Genomic DNA, 19,420 nt, shown 5'->3' with positions numbered 1-19,420 from the left:
TAGTTTTTTTAGGTTGTATCTAATTGGTCGTAATAATCTACACTATAATTACAGATTATATTTTATACTTAAAATCCAGTAACGAGGCTGAATTACATAACTCGAAGTACTACTATATAATTCATTAAAACTATCTCTATTAATACTTTTGGTATCCAATACATTAGTTACAGAAAACTTATACTCCCACTTACTGTCTGGTTTTTGATAAAATAAATCTGCATCCCAGAAGCTATATTCGTTTAACATAGTTTCTGTATTGCGATACTGGTAATAGTTATAAGACGACTTTAATAAAAAACCTTTGGCAAAAGACCAATCTAACCGAGCAAATGGTTGGCTCGTATAAAATGTATTTTCGACCCCATTATTATCATAATCATTGACTGTAAGACTGTATCCTAAATCAAAATTAGGTCCTTTTTTAAAGTTTGTAGACCATTCTGTTTTATACATTTGGGTAAGACTTATACTTTTACTGGGCAAAGTATTTACAATGGTATTGAAAGCAGATCGGTTTATATTTACATTTAAACCTCCTTTTATTTTACCAAATGTTCGACTAATACTTCCATTGGCAGAAAAAATTTGATCCGCAACATTAGAATTTATAGGAGTATCTATCCTATTTATACCTGTAATCGTACTCGTATTTTTAATAGGATTACGTCGGTCACTATATGTTAGTTGAGCAAAAATATTAGTATAACTAAACATATTAAAATTGAAGTAGTTTATGGAATAATTATCATATAATGAATTTTCCAGGTTTCGGTTTCCCTGAAATAATGAATTATAGTTATTAAACACATAACCAGTTGCTAAACGATTAACATCGGTATACTCTGCGGTTATCGAATAGTTAAACCTTAGGCTTTCACTTTGTCTTAATTGAGCTAAAACAAAAAGATCTGGTAAAACCTGCCATTCGTTCTGGGTTATTTTAGTACCTAATTGTTGATCTTTTAAACCATAGTTATGTACACTCACCCCTGGATTAAATGTAAAAATCCCTTTAATAAACTTATAATGCAGGCCAGCATATACATCATTAAAGTTATATTTCACCTCATTACTAAATTCACCAGCCTCAAAATTATTCTGGTTTCCATTATCCAAAATCTGAAAAATGCTTGAATCAAAGTTTTGAGTACTTAGTGTACTTCCGAACGTAAGATTGAGGTTACTCTTTTTGTTAATCACATAATAATAATCCAGTTTCGCGTCCAACTTACTGGTTTTTACCTCTTTTTTTTGATTAATACTATAGTTTGAAGATTCCTCTAATGGATCAAAAGTATCTGAATCTGGAAGTAAAGGGTCATTTATTTGTGTAAAAACACCCCTAAAAGGAATTTCTGCTCGTATTGCATTATAAAAGGGATCTTCATCTTGAAATAAATGCCGTGCTTCTAAAGAGAAAATATGTTTTGTATTTAGTGTATAGTAAGCATTCATATTTTGTTGTATCGAAAATGGAGAGCTTTCAAGTCTCTCATTTATATCTTCAGAAACAGTTGATCTTGTAGATAAGAAAGTATCCTCTTCTTTTTGTTCAGAAAGTTTTCCGAGAATATCATAATCTAATCTAAAATTGCTACTAGGCCTATAACTTGCATTTAGTTTTAATAATCCCAACGTACTCCGCTGCCTGGTATTATCAAAAGTTTCTTCAATTGTATTATCTGTAGGATCCGGGGTATCATCAACATAAACTCTTCGGGTATTGGTTATTAAATCTACTTTGTTATCACTCACAATTCCATAACCGCTAATATCCAATTTCTTATTGGCCATAAGATTAAAGTTAACTGCACCAAATTTGGTATTAATTTCATTGGCTCTATTATTTTGTAGTGCAGCAAACGCAAGGTCATCTGTAGAAATACTAAAAGACGTACCTCCACGCCCTAAATTTCTAAAACCTCCTGTGAAATTAAAGTAATCCATCATCGTAAAAGGAACTTCACCAATATCATTAATATCTGTAAGGACATTAATACTGTACTTTGGACTATAATAAAACAGTTTAGGTTTAATTATATAGCGCTCTGTCTCCCCTACTCCTGCACCAGCGGTTATATCACCAAACCAAAAATTCTTTTTACCTTCTTTCAATTTAATATTAATGGCTACCTGATCTTGCGAATTTCGTAAACCTCGCATTTGGCCAACATCATCATAATTTCGTAATACTTCTACTTTATCCAAAGCATCTGCAGGGATATTCTTTGTCGCCAGTTTAGAATCTCCATCAAAAAAATCTTTTCCTTCTACCATAACCTTAGAAACTGTTTTGCCTTCAACTTCAATTTCACCATCTTCATTAACTTCAACTCCAGGTAGTTTTTTCAGTACATCTCCCAATTTTTTTTCTGTACCATTGACAAAAGAATCAGTATTGTAGACTAAGGTATCTCCTTTTACTACTACTGGCATTTCATAAACGATTTCTACTTCATCCAGACTATTTTCTTCAGGCCTCATCTCAAAATCAATAACTTCATCATTGGTAGATATAGTAATTGATTTTGTTTCTGCTGTAAGACCAATAAAACTTACTTTCAATATGTATGTTTCATTCGCAGGAACCGAAATTTTATACTTACCCTTATCATTCGTTATTCCGTAGCTGGTCATCGCATTATCCAGTTTCTTATATGCAATCACATTAGCCATTGATATAGGGCTGCCTAATGAATCTTTGACAAAACCTGTGATTTGTACTTTTTGGGCAGTAGATGCCAGGGTTATCCCAAAGAGGAAAACCAATAGTCCTAGTTTTTTGTACATTTTATAATGATTTTTATCTATTTCTATAACAAGAGTTATAGAAGCAGTAACTCTTAATGAAGAGTAGAGTTACTGCTATATACTTATTTTTTTAGGTTCGAATATAAACTTACCCTCCTATTCGTATTCGTATTGATTCTCCATCCCCTCGTCTTGATTCCCGATCTCTCATTTCCTTCATTTTTTTCTCTACAATTTGCTCAAATTTTTCTTCTGTGACCTCTTTCCCTTTTGTTGGTTCGCTAATGTTTACTTTCTTTTTTGGGTTCAGTACTATTTTAGCACATAGTATACTTTGATCTCCATCATTGATTTCTAATATTAAACCAGGAAGTCCCCAATAATTTCCTGGACCGTTAGATACAGGTATCTCTGGAGTATACCATGCCGTAATTGTAATCTCCTCTTCTTCTGGCTCGGTCACTTCATCATTATCATCATTGGTACTAATTCTCATATTTTGAATGCGTTGCCCCATTCGTTTTGCTGTTGCCTTATAGCACGTATAATTTCCTATCTTTTTTGTTTCATCTTCGAGTTTCCAATCTAATTTTTCCAAGTTGTCTTTTACCAGAAATAGCTTACCCATCATATCTTGTTTCCTGGCAAAACGTTTTTCTTTAATATTTTTATACAAAATGTTAGATGCTCCGGATCCTGCAACTACAATTTGAACTCCCGAAGCTGGTTGTGGTGTTCCCAGATTTTCTTCTTCTCTATATACCGATTCTGTAGCATTAAAACTCAATCTATATTCTTTTTGAAATTGCTTTTTCAACATTTCCTGAAGCTGTTTTTGCATATCAGCATTCATTTTAGAATCTTCCATATTAAGATCCATTTTTCTATTCGTCTTATACGTCACAATGCCTTGAAAATCCTGTGCAAACAAGCCTTCAAACACAAAAAGTAATATCAATATCATAATTCGTATCATAGTTATTTTTTTGATGAAGTGGAATAAACTTTTTTCAATCACTTCGATTAATACGTTACAAATATGAAAACTGAACCCTAACCAGAAGGTTAACCAATGTTAACGTGTGTTAACCGATTGGTTTTATATAAGATAAGAACCTTACTTTTGAAGTATGCGAAAAGGAAGCTACAAGAATATATTATATTTTATCACCGCTGTAATTGTAATTACATTAAGCATACAGGTGTATTGGAATTATAAGAACTATCAAATCGGAAAACAACAATTAATTAATGAAGTACAAATAAGTTTAGACAATGCCGTAAATCAATATTATACTAAACTTGCTGAAGAAAATACAATAGGGTTTGTCTCAGATTCTACCAACCTTAAAAATTTCTTAGAAAACGGAGATTTCAAAATATTACTAAAGAAAATAGATTCTGATACTATAAATTTTAAAAGATTCCAGATTCCAGATAGTATAGACATGACTGGTATATCTATATTTAATGAAAGTGAACACGAACATAGAGGGAGTCGTAGACGCATATCAGTGACTACCAATAGATTTAAAGATAGTACAAATCAAAATGATATATTTAAGCAACTTACTTCTAAAATTGTAGTTTCGATTACTCAAGATTCGCTTCAACTTCAAAAAATAGATTCTTTGGTGCAGCAGGAATTTTTACGTAAAAAAATTGCCGTAGATTTTGGGCTAAAGTTCAACGATACTTTAGGAGAAAAAAAAGAAACTAAAAGCGATATTATTAACTCTGCTATTTTAAGTACTTCTTCAAAATCATTATATCTACCAAAAACAAGTTCATTACAGTTATTTTTTACTAATGAAAAACTAGTCATATTTAAAAAAAACCTAATCAGTATTACTCTTTCATTTTTATTAGTGAGTGCGGTGATTGCATGTCTTTTATTTTTACTAAGAATCATTAATCATCAAAAACATCTGGCAGCACTAAAAAACGACTTAATAAGTAACATAACTCACGAATTTAAAACCCCTATTGCCACCATAAGTGCTGCTCTGGAAGGCATTCAAAATTTCAACCAGGAAAATGATCAGAAAAAGACAAAAAAGTATATCGAAATGTCTTCTGGTCAATTAAACAAACTTAACACCATGGTCGAAAAGATCCTGGAAACAGCTACATTGGATAGCGATGAATTACAATTAAATCTGGAGGAAATAAATTTAGTACCGCTAATTCAAACCATTGCAGAAAAGCACAAAGTAAATTCGCCCCTAAAAAATATAACTTTTACCAATTCTCATGAAAATATTAGGAGAAAAATCGATGGGTTTCATTTTGAAAATGCAATAAATAATATTATTGACAATGCTATTAAATATGGAGGAAACACAGTAGGTATTAGTATTACAAATACAGATTCACACAGTAGCATAGAAATTAGAGATAATGGTACAGGATTAACCAAAGCTCATAAAGAGAAAATATTCGAAAAATTCTATCGTGTACCCAAAGGAAATACACATGATGTTAAAGGTTTTGGTATCGGTCTTTTTTATGCCAAGACTATAGTTGAAAAACATGAAGGAACTATACAATTATCATTAGATCAAGGGCTAACAAATTTCAAAATCACTTTACCTAATGACTAAGACAATCGAAATACTACTTGCAGAAGATGAACCCTCTTTAGGTCAAATCATTAAAGAGAGCCTGGAAACCAGGAACTTTAAAGTACATCTGGCTAAAAATGGTGAAGAAGCCTATAATTTATATAAATCTGTAAAGCCAAAACTACTTGTTCTGGATGTTATGATGCCTAAAAAAGATGGATTTACTCTGGCTAAAGAAATTAGACAAGAAGACAACACCATTCCTATTATATTTCTTACAGCTAAGTCTCAAACACAAGATGTTGTAGAAGGATTTACTATTGGCGGTAATGATTACCTAAAAAAACCTTTTAGCATGGAAGAATTGATCGTAAGAATCAATAATTTACTACATCGTATTACATTGCAACAGAGTGCAGAAATTATTAGTTTTGGCGCCTATACTTTTGATTTTCCTAAACAATTACTCTCCTATAAAGAAGAAACACAACAACTCACACATAGAGAAGCTCATCTGTTGTTTCACCTAATCAAAAATAAAAATCAAGTACTGGATCGTTCAATGATTCTCAAAAAACTCTGGGGTGATGATGATTTTTTTAGTGGTAGAAGTATGGATGTATTTATCACTAAACTTCGCAAAAAACTAAAACAAGATGAATCCATCCAAATTATTAATGTAAGAGGATATGGATATAAACTAGTATGCTAAAATCAATTTTTGTACGTTACTTATATTGATTAAACGAGCACTTAAGTTTTTAAAACATGCATCTTACCGAAATTCTTTTCTATCCTTTTTATGTTCGCCATAAAATCCACTATATTTACGCCCACACTATAACGTACATTTTTACAAAACACCTCAAGAAAAACAATCAACTATGCATATAGCAATAGCTGGAAATATCGGAGCCGGAAAAACTACATTGACCCGATTACTTGCTAAACATTATAAATGGGAAGCTCATTTTGAAGATGTATTAGAGAACCCTTATCTAGAGGATTTTTATAATAAAATGGAGCGTTGGTCTTTTAACCTTCAGATTTATTTCCTTAATAGTCGTTTTAGACAAATATTAGATATTCGTGAAAGCGGAAAAGATATTATCCAGGATAGAACGATCTACGAGGATGCCTATATTTTTGCCCCAAACTTACATGCAATGGGGCTTATGACCAATCGTGATTTTGAAAACTACAGATCTCTTTTTGATCTTATGGAAAATGTAGTCGAAGGTCCTGATCTATTGATTTATCTTAGAAGTAGTATTCCTAATCTAGTAAATCAGATTCATAAACGTGGACGTGAATATGAAAATACAATTAGTATTGATTATCTAAGCAGGCTTAATGAACGATATGAAGCTTGGGCACATGATTATGATAAAGGCAATCTTCTTATTGTGGATGTAGACAATATCAATTTTGTGGATAATCCAGAAGATCTGGGGAACATTATAAATCGCATTGATGCCGAGCTAAACGGGTTATTTTAATCTTTGAATCGAGATGGATTTTAATGCACTCTTTCAGTTTTTACAAGGTTTACAGGCCAATAATCATAAAGAATGGATGGATGCTAATAGAAAACAGTATCAAACTGTTCGTAATTCATTTATACAATGGCTAGATGAATTGGATGTGAAATTAGCCGCAATCGACCCCAATTACTATCCTACATCGGGTAAAAAAGGAATTAATCGCATTAACAACAATTTACTTTTTCATCCTAATAAACCTGTATACAAAGATCATTTTGCTGCTGGATTGGATCAACGCACCAAGCAAGGCGATTTTTATATCCAAATTGGGATTAACGAATGTGAATTGGCTGGTGGTTATTGGAGGCCAGAGAACAAAATGCTTAACAGTATTCGAGAAGCGATTGACTATAATGGTGAAGAGCTAGTTAAGATTTTGAATAAAAAAAGTTTCAAACACACTTTTGGAGAGATGTACTTAGATAAGGATAAGCTAAAAACTACTCCCAAAGGTTACCCTTCTGATCATGAATATATCGATCTGCTTCGTCATAAAACATTTGCTGTAATTCACCCCTTAACCAAAGAAGATATCCTTAAAGAAGATTTTATGAATAAGGTGATTACTGTGTATAAAGAAATGCTTCCGTTTAGGCGGTATTTTAATCAGGCTGTTACCGTATAGTTGTTAAAAGTAAAAACCAGCATGACACTTTGTTGTTTTTATTCTAATTAATTTTCTTAATTAAATACGCCATAATCATTGCCGTAGCACCCGTATTACTATTGATAAAGTGACCAGAAATCATCCCCGTTTTTTCTCTAAACTTTTTATCCTCGACAAGTTTATTTAATATCTGATTAAATTCATCTGCACTTGAAACTGAAAATAATCCTGCCAATTTTTGAAGTTGCTTAGCCTCTCTAAATTTCTCAAAATTCTTACCAATAATGATTGGGATTCCAAAAGTTGCTGGTTCTAAAATATTATGTAATCCTCCCGTTCCCATAGCTCCACCTACATATGCAATATCACCATAACTATATATTCGGGATAAATATCCGATAGTGTTCATTATAAACACCTGCTGATCTTTCAGCACTATTCCTTCTTTTTCAGAATATAAAACGGTTTTCTTTTTAATCTTTTGTTTTAATGCATTTGTACTACTATCTTTTATTTCGTGAGGAGCAATAATAAAACAAACCTCATTAGAGGCGCAATTTATATACTCCATAAAAATTTCTTCATCTTCTGGCCATGAACTCCCCATCACTATACAAAGTCGTTCATTAATAAATTCTGAAATAAAATCAACATGGTTATCCATTTCAATTTGGTGTGACACACGATCAAAACGTGTATCCCCACTCAAAGTAACATTAGTGAAACCTTGTTTTTCTATTAGCGTTTGGGATATTTTATCCTGAACAAAAAAGTGATCTATGGTCTGCAAAGCTTTTCTCATAAAACCACCATACCATTTAAAAAACGCCTGATCTTCTCTAAATGCCGCAGATATAAACACTGCCGGAATGTTTCTGCTTTCTAATACTTTTAGGTAATTAGGCCAAAATTCATATTTTACAAAGACAGCAAGTTCAGGTTTTACAAGCTGGATAAACCGAATAGCATTTGCATTTGTATCCATAGGTAGATACACAATAATATCAGCCAAAGTGCTATTTTTTTTGGCTTCGTAACCTGAAGGGGAAAAAAAAGTGACTACTATTTTATGAGTAGGATACTTTTTCTTTAGCGCTTCTATTACAGGAACACCTTGCTCGTATTCTCCCAAAGATGCACAATGAAACCAGATAATACGATCTTGAGCAGGAAAATGTTTCTCAAGAGTTTCAAAAACTGTTTTCCTTCCGTTAGCAAACAATTTGAGTTTAGGGCTTAACAGACCTATTACAGGAAGTAAACCATTAAATATTGCAATAAAGATGTTATATAAAATGCCCAAGAATGATAATTTTTATGAATTGCTAAAATACATTTCTTCCTATTAAAAAAGGTAATTATCTATCACAAAAACCTTATTCTAAGGGTTAAGGCTATTGCATTAATATTTAATTTAAAGTGAACAAAACTTAACAAAATGATCTTTTTTACAAAAGAAAAGCAACAAAATAGTTAAATTAACATCAACTATTACACAAACTCTATATTTATGAAATTAAAACTTACTTTAATTGCATTATTTTCATGTGCAATATTATGTTCTCAAAACTTTAACGAAGTACAGCTTCCTAAACCAGACAAGGTATCTCCCTTTTTTATTGGCCCCTTGTTTAAATCCACAATTCATTATGGCGCCACTCCTCCTAATTATAACGGAAAAATAATCCTTTTTAACCATGGTTATATAGATCTTAATCAATCTCAGTTTCTGTTTAATAATTCCTTTTATCAAGAAACATACAATGAAGGATATCAAGCTGTTTTTGTTGCCACTACGAGAGGTGGAGGAATCTGGGTAAACGGAAAATTATTAGCAGAATCTATCGATATTGTTACCCAAAAATTTAATGTAGATCAGGTATATCTGGTTGGGCATAGTAATGGTGGAAAAGCTTCAGAAGCAGCAATGTTCACTTATAAAAAAAAGGATAAAGTAGCATTGGCCTTTGCTCTTGGAACTCCTTTTTGGGGAACATATCTGGCAGATATTTCTCAGATGCCCTGGTTAAACTGGGCATGGAAACTTACTGGATTAAACGAAGGAGCACAAACCTCGACCACATATTATTGTAGAGATGTAGTACGACCTTACCTGGATAATCATCCGGATAACGAACCAGAAAAGTTTATTGTATTGGGAGCTTCTGGTTTTTACAAAGGATCTACCATTGCTGCTCCAGCTTTTTTACTAACAGGAGGGTTTCTATTTCCAATTCAAGGAGCTAATGATGGAGTAGCACCGTATAAAAGTACACTTAGACCTGGTGCAGAATATGTCTTCAGAAAAAATGATCCCAGAGCAATTATTGATCACCTGGATATTAGTTTTGGACAGTTTAGTTGGTCTTATATAAAATCTTATATCGAAAATCGTTCTCTAAAAAGTGCTATTATACCCGATAATAAATTCGATAACTCCAAAATAACAAGTAACTATTATATTATTTATTCTGAAAATGAATATGATCAAATACTACTGGATAAGGGTTCTAGTTATGCGGTAGCCGAAGTCATACATGAAAATCCAACTGCTAGTTTTGAAGTTTTTGATAAAAATCTTAAAAAATTGAATATTCACAAAAGCTCTAGCTATGAAAATCATAAAATCATTATTCCAATTTCCGAAAATAATATAACCTTAAAAAGTAATTCTCGATTTACGGCATTTATCAAACAAAACAGTGGAATATTAATGTCTCTAGAGCAGCTTTCTATGAGTAGGTATCCAATACTAAAAGTTGATTTATACTCGGATAAAAAAGATTCTCAATTATTTTTGAATACTCAAGTTCATGGTGTAATACTCAAAACTTCAGAAATAGATGGTACACCAGTACAAAGTGATCCCGAGATGATTACATTTGATGAGAATGACCATAGCTTCTATTTTAACACTAAAAATCTAGAAAAAGGAGTGTATAGTTTATTTCTAAATTCAGAAAATAAAAATAATTTCAGAAGAAGTATTATTTCTGGATTTGTAGTTGGAGATGTTGAAAACAGTTTAAATGAGGTCGAGGATGAGAGTCACATATATAAATCCGAAAAAGCAATTTGGATAACACCAAATTCAGTCAAAAATCAAGCATTTTTATCTGTTCTGGCGTATGTTTTACCAGATCCATTTTCTATAAAAATATACGATATCACAGGAAAAGAAATTAAGAACTTCAGGATTCGAACAAATCAAAATTCACAATATCATATTTCAGAAAAACTGAAAACATTACGCAGCGGCGTTTATTTTCTTAATATTCAAGGTTTTAAATCTATTAAGTTTATTAAAGAATAAATCCATGCTCATATATTGTTTATCGTTAATAAAAATTATATCAAAACCTTGTATCGCATTGGCAATAGCATCAATATTTTGTACTTTCGTAAGGTTACAATAAAACATTTATGAAGAAGATACAAATGGTTGACCTTAAGGGGCAATATCAACAAATCAAAGAACATATCGATTCATCTGTTCTCGACGTTATACAATCTACAGCTTTTATTAATGGCCCAGAGGTACATAGTTTTCAAAAAGAACTAGAAGATTATCTCGGTGTAAAACATGTTATCCCTTGTGCTAACGGTACAGATGCATTACAGATTGCAATGATGGGATTAGGCCTTCAACCTGGTGACGAAGTAATTACTGCAGATTTTACTTTTGCTGCAACAGTAGAAGTAATTGCATTGCTACAACTTACTCCTGTTCTGGTAGATGTTGAACCTGATTCTTTTAATATTGATCCCGAAGCCATTAAAAAAGCAATTACTCCAAAAACGAAGGCTATTGTACCTGTACACCTATTTGGTCAATCTGCCAATATGGATGCTATTATGGCTATTGCCAAAGAACATGATTTATATGTAATTGAAGATAATGCTCAAGGTATTGGAGGAAGTTATCATTCTAAAGATGGGAGTACTTCAAAATCCGGAACCATAGGTCATGTAGCGTCTACCTCTTTTTTCCCTTCTAAAAACCTAGGATGTTATGGAGATGGTGGTGCTATCTTTACTAATGATGATGATCTGGCTCATACCTTACGTGGAGTAGTAAATCATGGAATGTATAAAAGATATCATCATGATGTCGTGGGTGTAAATTCTCGTTTAGACTCTATACAGGCAGCAGTGCTAAGAATAAAACTTCCTAATTTGGATCACTATAATAATGCCCGACGGGAAGCAGCAAAAAAATATACTGCGGCTTTTGCCGATCAGGAGCATATTATTACTCCAACTATTATTGACAAAGAAGACACACATGTGTTTCATCAATATACGCTTAGAATAATCGATATAGATCGTGATGCTCTGGCTAAACATTTAAATGATAATGGAATTCCTTGTGGCGTTTATTACCCTATCCCTCTGCACAGTCAAAAAGCATATCAGGATGAACGCTATAATGAAACTGATTTCCCTATAACTAATCAGTTGGTAAAAGAAGTTATTTCTTTGCCAATGCATACAGAATTGGATGATGAACAAATTGATTTTATCACCAAAACGGTTATTGATTTTGTAGGCAAATCTGTAACAATCTAAAGCATTAAAAAAAATAAGACGAAGTCAAAAAACATTAAAGAAGTTTTTCTTTAATGTTTTTTGGCTTTGTTTGAAATAATAGAAGAAAAAGAAATCTATCTTCTAAAAATCTAATTTAATCTCTTAAACTTATTCCTTTTTCATGGATTCCCTTTGCATTTGTTATAACCTTGTTGATCACAGTCTTTCTAAAATCCCTCTTTTACCAGAAGCATATGTTGTACCAATAACGAATGGCCATCTTGGCTATGTAGAAAAACAAGCAACTCCTGAAACTTTAGAAAGCTACGAAATCATATTTCACGACACTCCTCATGAGCAACTACTAGAGATATGCTCATCCTTAAAAATCAAAGCATTAGAACAACAATTTATGCCTGTAAAAAGGAGAAAAAGCTTAACCTTTTCAGATGTATTAAAAGATCCAAAAGTAAACGATGTTGTACTTGATTATATAAGCAAAAAATTATCCGTTTTCTATTCCTTGATTGTTTCGCATCAATATGCAATAACTATTAATGCCCAGAGAAAAGATCCTTTCGAAAACCATAAATTATCAATTGGCAATACTACACTAAAGCCTATTCTCGAATTCACTAAGATAGATGAAGGCATTGAATATGCTTTTTCTCTAAAAAACAAAGACGCTCTCATTATTCCTAAAAATAATGATATCCAAATATTACTTAACGAGCCTTCGTGGATTATCGTAGATAAATACTTGTACCAAATTGAAAACTTAAATGCCAATAAATTAAAACCTTTTTTTGATAAAGAAAAAATTACCATTGCACGTAAGCATATCAAAATTTACTTAGAAAAAGTAATCATACCCATTATCAAAAATGTAGATGTTATAACCCATGGTTTTGATATTATTACACATAAAAATATAGCATCATATGGGATAGAAATTATCCAGGATTTTATCCAGAACACTTATGTAATTAAGGTTGTTTTTGAATACAACACTATTCATTTTGATTATAACAGTACAAAAACTACGGTTTCTAATGTACGTTTCGGAAATGATGATCAAATTCAAATTATCCAAACCAAACGCAATCCAGAAGCTGAGCAGAAAATCATTAGTTTACTAACATCCAAAGGGCTAGAGGTTAATAATAATCTATTATTAGAAACTAAAGCCTCTGATGACCCTTTTGAAATTCTAAATTGGTTAAAATTGAACAAAACCCAATTAGAAGCAGATGGTTTTGAGATAAACCTACCTTTACTAGGCGAGAGAACGGTTAATCTTGCTCCACATACCATTGAGATTGGTAGTCAACAAGAGAATGATTGGTTTGATATTAAAGGGGTTGTTACTATTGGGAGTCAGGAAATTCCTTTTTCAAAATTTATAACATATATCAAGCAAAATAATCGTTTTTTCCCAATTGATGAGGATCAGGTTTTTATTATCCCTAACGAATGGATGACACGATATAAAAAACTTGTAGATTTTGGTCAGATACAAGATAAAAATATACGTATCACCAAAAGTAACTACATCCTGTTAAAGGATATTATTCCACCAGAAGAAATTAGTATAGAAGACTCTACCAGTCATCTTTATAAACCATCATCTAAACTTAAAGCAACATTACGCCCTTATCAGGAAGAAGGAGTGCAATGGTTGGTTAATCATCATTACAATAAATTAGGTGCCTGCTTAGCAGATGATATGGGATTAGGAAAAACCTTGCAAACTATTGCGATGCTAGTTTATGCAAAAGAACGACTAGAGCCTGTAGATAAAAAGCTTGAAAAAATTCGATTAGACTTATTTATCGATCCTCTAGAGGTAAAAACCTACCTCAAAGCTTTGATCGTACTTCCCTCTTCTCTGGTATTTAATTGGGCACAGGAGATATTAAAGTTTGCTCCGCATCTCAATATTGTTAAATACACAGGTCCTGATCGCAAAAAAATCACTCCATACCTAGAGACCTACGATATTATTCTCACAACCTATACTACAGTATCAAAGGATATCGCTGCTTTAAAAAAGGTAAATTTCACCTATCTAATCACAGACGAGAGTCAACAGATCAAAAACAAAGAGTCTAAAATATTTCAGGCGATAAATAATATAAACACTACCCATAAAATTTCTCTAAGTGGTACACCGATAGAAAATTCATTATCTGATCTTTGGTCTCAGATGGAATTTATTAACCCAGGAATGTTAGGCAGTTATCCATTTTTTAAGGATCGTTTTAAAACTCCGATAGAAAAACATCAAGATCCAGAATGCATCAAAGAGTTAAAAGCGTTAATAGACCCTTTTATACTAAGAAGAACTAAAGAACAGGTTGCCAAAGATCTTCCCGAATTATCAGAACAGACAATATACACAGAGATGTTTTCTGAACAGGAAAAGCAATACGAATCTCAGAAATCGGCAGCCAGAAATCTATTACTAGGTATTGATTCTGCATCAACAAATAAGATCCATATTCTTAATACACTAACCAAACTTCGCCAGATTGTAAATCATCCTAAACTCGTAGACGATAAAACAAAAGATTTATCAGGAAAATTTCAGGATGTTACTCATTACCTTGACACACTGGTCAAAGCCAACAAAAAAGTGCTCGTATTCAGTTCCTTTGTATCTCATCTTGATTTGTATCAGGAATGGTGTTCGACGCATAATGTATCCTATTTAACATTAACCGGGCAAACCAAGAGTGCCGATCGAGAAGCTATTGTAAATGAGTTTCAGAAAAATGATGATATCAATTTGTTCTTCATTTCATTAAAAGCAGGTGGTGTTGGATTAAACCTTACCAAAGCATCTTATGTAGTATTATTAGATCCATGGTGGAATCCATTTATTGAAAAGCAAGCAATTGCCAGAGCTCACCGTATAGGACAAATCAATAATGTGATGGTCACAAGATTTATTACCAAAAATACTATCGAAGAAAAAATACTGCAACTACAGGAAAAGAAAAAAGGTTTATCTGATGAGATTATTGATATTAATGCTATTCCTCAGTACATAGAACAAAATCTAGAAGAGTTACTAAAATAATTTGATACTATTTATAAAAAAACCTAAGGCCTCACAAGTTTTAAAAACTTGTGAGGCCTTAAACCAATTCCCATATTTCTAAAAGAAATCATAATCAACCTCTTAATCACAACAATTTATTTTAAATTGTTCCTTTTCTATATTCAAAACTCAATTTTAATTTATAGTAATTTTTCACACCATCACTTATGAGATATCTATACACAGTGCTTTTTGTTTTTATAAGTACGACCATTTTAGCTCAAAACACGTATTTACAATGCGGAAAACTAATCGATACCAAAACAGGTAAAATCCTTACCGAAAAAACGATTGTCGTTTCCGGAAATAAAATTATTAAAATCGAAAATGGCTTTGTAGTCGGTAAAAAAGATGATATCACTATAGATCTTAAAAATAAAACAGTGATGCCCGGTTTGATTGATATGCACGTACATCTAGAAGGCGAAACAAATCCAAAGGCATATCTTCAAAAATATACCGATAGCGAAGCAGATGTCGCTTTTAACTCAGTTCAGTTTGCTAAAACAACACTAATGGCAGGTTTTACTACAGTAAGAGACCTGGGAGGGAGCGGAGTAAATATTTCGCTTAAAAAAGCAATTAAAAGTGGCCGTATTAAAGGCCCCAGAGTATTTACAGCTGGCAAGTCTCTGGCTACCACTGGTGGACATGCAGATCCTACCAACGGAAGTAAAAGGTCATTAATTGGTGATCCAGGCCCAAAAGAAGGTGTAGTAAATAGTATCGAAGATGCAAAAAAAGCAGTACGACAACGCTATAAAAATGGCGCAGATCTTATCAAAATTACAGCTACCGGAGGTGTATTAAGTGTAGCAAAAAGCAGTTCTAACCCTCAATTTACTGTAGAGGAGATTAAGGCTATATGCGAAACTGCAAAAGATTATGGATTTCATGTTGCAGCACATGCACATGGCGATGAAGGAATGCAACGTGCCATCCTGGGTGGTGTAAAAACTATTGAGCACGGTACATTAATGAGTGAGAAAACGATGGATTTAATGAAACAGCATGATGCATATCTAGTACCTACCATTACTGCAGGAAAAGAGGTTACCGAAAAAGCAGCTATTGATGGTTATTACCCTGCTATCATTGTTCCTAAGGCACTAGAGATCGGTCCAAAAATCCAAAATACATTTAAAAAAGCATATGATCGTGGGGTAGGTATCGCTTTTGGTACCGATGCAGGAGTATTTAAACACGGACAAAACGGAAAAGAGTTTGGTTTTATGGTCGAAGCGGGTATGCCTGCAATGGCAACTATACAAAGTGCTACTACTATCAACGCCAAAATCCTGAATATGCAAGATCAGATCGGACAAATTACTCCAGGTTTCTTAGCCGATATCGTAGCAGTAAATGATGATCCAACCCAAAAAATAAATACGATGGAGAATGTAGTGTTTGTAATGAAAGAAGGAAAAATATATAAGAAATAGTAGGTAGTGCCTGATCGGAAATAGATCACTATTAGATTTGTTTCTTTTTGCGCAATTTCAATTTATTTTTTATCACCTGATGCTAAGGCATCTGTGTCAAAAAAGAAAATCAAAATTCCATCAAAAATAATTCAAATCATAAAAATCGCCTATTTCAGACCAGGCACTATGTAATGAAAAAACTCATTGGTTCTATAGTAATATTTGGAGCTCTGGTACTATTAACCAGTTTCTTTTTTGTCGGGAAATCAGAAACTCAGGTTGATAAGTCCAGATTTTTAAGCTACGAGGTAAATCCATTGCAACAGGAACTACATTTCTATTGGAAAAATGAGAATACTAATACTTACAAAAGCTTTCAAAACTTAAAATCAGAACTTGAAAAAGAAAACAAGGAATTGGTTTTTGCAATGAATGGGGGGATGTATAACAAAGACCTATCCCCTCAAGGGCTTTATATTGAAAATGGAGAAACCAAAGCCAGGATTGACACATCTCAAAGTGGATATGGTAACTTTTACCTTCAACCCAATGGGATATTCTATTTGACTAAAAAAAACAAACCCGTCATTTGCACTACAAAGATATTTACGGATAGTGAGCATATCAAATATGCCACACAATCTGGGCCTATGCTCCTGATTGACGGAAAAATCCATCCCAAATTTAGAAAAGGATCTTCTAATGTTCATATTAGAAACGGAGTAGGAATCTTACCCAATGGAAATTTACTTTTTGCTATCTCTAAAGAGAAAACAAATTTTTATGATTTTGCTTCCTATTTTAAACAAAATGGTTGTAAAAATGCATTGTATCTGGATGGATTTGTATCCAGAGTATACTTACCCTCTAAAAACTGGAATCAATTAGACGGTAACTTTGGCGTAATTATAGGAGAAACGAAAACAAAATAATAGATCTAGGAGAAAAGATATTGTGTTTAATCCATGGATACAAAGTATTAAAATAGTAAAGTTTATCAATAACAAATCGAGGTAGAAGTAGTTTTCTTAATCATAAAAAACTATCCCCAAAAATAGATTCGTAAATGTGCTGTGAGATATATTTTGTTTCTCGAAAAACAAATTGTTCTTCTTGATAATCTTTTAATATGGGTACGTAAGGTTAAATTTTTACGCTCTATCCTATTTGTACAATACCGAAACACTTTATGAATTTCTTTAGGAATCAATCCCGGATAAATATTTAATCGGTCGGTATAAATACTCTTGGGTTGCAATAACATTAATTTATCAACCAATGGCCTGATAGTATCTTTTGTTTTTCTACCTACAAAAAAATCAACAACATTTTTGGTATCTCTTTCTATAGCATAGGTAATCCAGGTTACATTGTCTTTACTACCGATAAAGCTCCACAGCTCATCGACTTCAAATTTGCAACCTAACCTATTAAAACATGGAACTTTAATTTGTAGGCTAATTTTTAGCATCCTGGATAATACTGTATTTTTTGAAATGCCTATAATTCTAGCAATACTCAAAACACCACAGCTTTCTTTGAGCAAACTTTTAATCAAAGTATTTGTTGTGGATTTATATGCTTTATAAGAGTATGAGTTTTGAAATGAAGTATGACAATCTCTACAGGAATAGCGCTGTTTGCCATTTCTTTTACCTCGCTTTATACAATTTGATTGGTTACAATTTTTACAATTCATAATTGCAAATATAACCAAGCACCAATTTGACCAATGTAGCGATATAAAACCCTTATTTAATAGGCTCTAAGCAATCTTAAGTAGTGTAAACAACATAAACAAGCCTCAATAAAGAAGCTTGTTTATTATATAAAGCACTAATAATCAACCTTAAAAAAATGCTATTTTTAAAAAGCACCAGTTTGGGACATTACCGCCAAGAGGCATAGCGGTAGCGATCAATTACACGCTAGGAGCAGCGGGGGGGATTAATCTACTACAACCCAACTATCGTTCTTACTATTGTAGTATTTGGTATTTAAAAAATCTCTATAGCTAATTACATAGTAATCATTCTTGTTTTCATATTGAAATTCATCTGATGAAAAGCCAATAAAATATTTAGGAACTTCCTCTATGTATTTCGGACTAAGAATAGCTAATTCATCAGGAAAATTCTTTTCATTTTTATGATACTCCTTTAAACCATCTATCACCATTTTAGCCTTATTATTGGCTGTCTTTAATTGGTATGATTTTATTCCCTCTCCTGTAAAAAGAGTCATAATTGCGATTACTGTAAGAATAGATGAATAAGCTTTTAATTTTTTGTGCTTTTTCAGCACAGCAAAAATTAATAACACTAATCCAAGACCAATTAGGATATATGTAAAAAATTTCTCCTCTCTTATCAAAAAACTAAAAGAGAGTTTTAAGTATATCACATTTGCGATTACAAAAAGTAAAATAGCGAATAAAATTAATTTCTTCATGTTTTTTATTTTATTATACCAAGACTTCTTAAATAACTCAAAACATTGGCGTCTATTCCATTTGAATTACGATTTTCAGAAGTTGTTTCACTCTTAGGTAAAGCAGAGCCGTTTTTTAAACCTCTTAAATCGGTAGCATCATTTTCGCTATTAGCAACTTTTTGATAATCTTCGGTATTTTCTGGATCATTAACAAAACCTAGTTCTTTAAGAAATTTAAATAATTGTAAAGACATTAATTCAGCTTTTTTAAAACCAGTTTTCTCTCTAAATTCTGCAAGTTCTCCTATAGTAGTTTCATCATTTTCAAGCCATTCTTCAAAATATATTCCTAAAGCATTTGATGTCAAATCTTCATATGAATAGGCAGATCCGTTACCCTTCTTTTGTTGTTCTTTTTCAACACCTAACCCGATGGCGCGGATTTGCAATCCGTGTTTTTA

At 32.4% G+C, this 19,420-nt stretch carries 15 protein-coding genes; 9 read left to right on the top strand and 6 right to left on the bottom strand.

What is annotated here, in order from left to right; genetic code table 11:
* Positions 1 to 48: 48 nt before the first annotated feature.
* Complete coding sequence (locus tag AAFU52_RS13105) at positions 49 to 2,793, bottom strand: carboxypeptidase-like regulatory domain-containing protein (RefSeq protein ID WP_438422244.1); 2,745 nt, start codon at positions 2,791 to 2,793, stop codon at positions 49 to 51.
* A gap of 109 nt (positions 2,794 to 2,902) precedes the next feature.
* A complete protein-coding gene (locus AAFU52_RS13100) occupies positions 2,903 to 3,730 on the bottom strand; it encodes a GLPGLI family protein (protein ID WP_035091931.1) in 828 nt (275 codons plus the stop codon).
* A gap of 154 nt (positions 3,731 to 3,884) precedes the next feature.
* Here AAFU52_RS13100 and AAFU52_RS13095 point away from each other — a divergent pair, with 154 nt between their 5' ends.
* From AAFU52_RS13095 to AAFU52_RS13080, 4 genes are all read left to right on the top strand, one after another.
* Positions 3,885 to 5,357: a sensor histidine kinase gene (locus AAFU52_RS13095; RefSeq protein WP_438422243.1), complete on the top strand. Its 1,473-nt coding sequence runs from the start codon at positions 3,885 to 3,887 to the stop codon at positions 5,355 to 5,357.
* Entirely contained in the window at positions 5,350 to 6,030 is a 681-nt protein-coding gene (locus tag AAFU52_RS13090) for a response regulator transcription factor (protein ID WP_024770628.1), read from the top strand. The genes AAFU52_RS13095 and AAFU52_RS13090 overlap by 8 nt, the downstream gene beginning before the upstream one ends.
* 172 nt (positions 6,031 to 6,202) lie before the next feature.
* Positions 6,203 to 6,817, top strand: a complete 615-nt coding sequence (locus AAFU52_RS13085) for a deoxynucleoside kinase (RefSeq protein WP_024770627.1) — start codon at positions 6,203 to 6,205, stop codon at positions 6,815 to 6,817.
* A gap of 13 nt (positions 6,818 to 6,830) precedes the next feature.
* Entirely contained in the window at positions 6,831 to 7,487 is a 657-nt protein-coding gene (locus tag AAFU52_RS13080; protein ID WP_024770626.1) for a DUF2461 domain-containing protein, read from the top strand.
* Between the two features lie 43 nt (positions 7,488 to 7,530).
* On the opposite strand, the gene AAFU52_RS13075 is transcribed toward AAFU52_RS13080, so the two are convergent.
* Positions 7,531 to 8,772 (bottom strand): 3-deoxy-D-manno-octulosonic acid transferase, encoded by a 1,242-nt coding sequence (locus tag AAFU52_RS13075; protein ID WP_438422242.1) that lies wholly within the window; start codon positions 8,770 to 8,772, stop codon positions 7,531 to 7,533.
* A gap of 207 nt (positions 8,773 to 8,979) precedes the next feature.
* On the opposite strand from AAFU52_RS13075, the gene AAFU52_RS13070 reads away from it, so the two are divergent.
* From AAFU52_RS13070 to AAFU52_RS13050, 5 genes are all read left to right on the top strand, one after another.
* Positions 8,980 to 10,782, top strand: coding sequence for a T9SS type A sorting domain-containing protein (locus AAFU52_RS13070; protein ID WP_438422241.1), 1,803 nt, complete (start codon positions 8,980 to 8,982; stop codon positions 10,780 to 10,782).
* Between the two features lie 110 nt (positions 10,783 to 10,892).
* Complete coding sequence (locus AAFU52_RS13065; RefSeq protein ID WP_024770623.1) at positions 10,893 to 12,038, top strand: DegT/DnrJ/EryC1/StrS family aminotransferase; 1,146 nt, start codon at positions 10,893 to 10,895, stop codon at positions 12,036 to 12,038.
* Between the two features lie 142 nt (positions 12,039 to 12,180).
* Entirely contained in the window at positions 12,181 to 15,081 is a 2,901-nt protein-coding gene (locus AAFU52_RS13060; protein ID WP_438422240.1) for an SNF2-related protein, read from the top strand.
* Positions 15,082 to 15,269: 188 nt separating this feature from the next.
* Complete coding sequence (locus AAFU52_RS13055; protein WP_438422239.1) at positions 15,270 to 16,544, top strand: amidohydrolase family protein; 1,275 nt, start codon at positions 15,270 to 15,272, stop codon at positions 16,542 to 16,544.
* A 173-nt stretch (positions 16,545 to 16,717) separates the two neighbouring features.
* Positions 16,718 to 17,458 carry a phosphodiester glycosidase family protein gene (locus tag AAFU52_RS13050; protein WP_438422238.1) on the top strand — a complete coding sequence of 247 codons (741 nt, stop codon included), beginning with the start codon at positions 16,718 to 16,720 and terminating at the stop codon, positions 17,456 to 17,458.
* A gap of 110 nt (positions 17,459 to 17,568) precedes the next feature.
* On the opposite strand, the gene AAFU52_RS13045 is transcribed toward AAFU52_RS13050, so the two are convergent.
* From AAFU52_RS13045 to AAFU52_RS13035, 3 genes are all read right to left on the bottom strand, one after another.
* Positions 17,569 to 18,225: an IS1 family transposase gene (locus AAFU52_RS13045; protein ID WP_438422237.1), complete on the bottom strand. Its 657-nt coding sequence runs from the start codon at positions 18,223 to 18,225 to the stop codon at positions 17,569 to 17,571.
* 248 nt (positions 18,226 to 18,473) lie between these two features.
* Entirely contained in the window at positions 18,474 to 18,977 is a 504-nt protein-coding gene (locus AAFU52_RS13040; protein WP_438422236.1) for a hypothetical protein, read from the bottom strand.
* A 5-nt stretch (positions 18,978 to 18,982) separates the two neighbouring features.
* Positions 18,983 to 19,408: a hypothetical protein gene (locus AAFU52_RS13035; RefSeq protein ID WP_438422235.1), complete on the bottom strand. Its 426-nt coding sequence runs from the start codon at positions 19,406 to 19,408 to the stop codon at positions 18,983 to 18,985.
* Positions 19,409 to 19,420: the final 12 nt, after the last annotated feature.

Origin of the sequence: Aquimarina macrocephali, from assembly GCF_051627225.1 — a bacterium.
GTDB classification, from domain to species: domain Bacteria; phylum Bacteroidota; class Bacteroidia; order Flavobacteriales; family Flavobacteriaceae; genus Aquimarina; species Aquimarina macrocephali.
Note: the sequence above shows the minus strand (reverse complement) of the source record. Positions and strands in the feature narration are given on the sequence as shown.